Source organism: Shewanella sp. T24-MNA-CIBAN-0130 (assembly GCF_040310185.1).
Classification (GTDB): domain Bacteria; phylum Pseudomonadota; class Gammaproteobacteria; order Enterobacterales; family Shewanellaceae; genus Shewanella; species Shewanella psychromarinicola.
This window is the reverse complement of record NZ_JBEOPP010000286.1, coordinates 1-275: the sequence shown is the minus strand read 5'-3', so window position 1 is coordinate 275 and position 275 is coordinate 1. Positions and strand designations below refer to the sequence as shown.

General features: G+C 41.5%; 1 protein-coding gene. It reads left to right on the top strand.

Going from position 1 to position 275, the window contains the following annotated elements; translation table 11 throughout:
* Positions 1 to 275, top strand: a 275-nt coding sequence (locus AAEZ02_RS22410) for an aminopeptidase P family N-terminal domain-containing protein (RefSeq protein WP_351125234.1), incomplete at both ends; no start/stop codon positions are given.

The following is a 275-nucleotide window of genomic DNA, read 5'->3' as shown; positions in this document are numbered from 1 at the left end:
CGATAAGTGATGATGAATTTAATCAACGAATTCAACATGCACAACGATTGATGGCGCAACATGGTTTAGAAGCAATCTATGTGAATGCTGGTACTAATTTGTACTATTTTACGGGTACTCGTTGGTTTTCTAGCGAGCGTATGGTGGGTGCTATTATCCCCGCTGTGGGTGAGGTTCAGTATATTGCTCCTGCATTTGAACTCGACACGTTACAGGGTTATATGACCATAAAAGGTCAAGTAAATACGTGGCATGAAGATGAAAGCCCATATCAG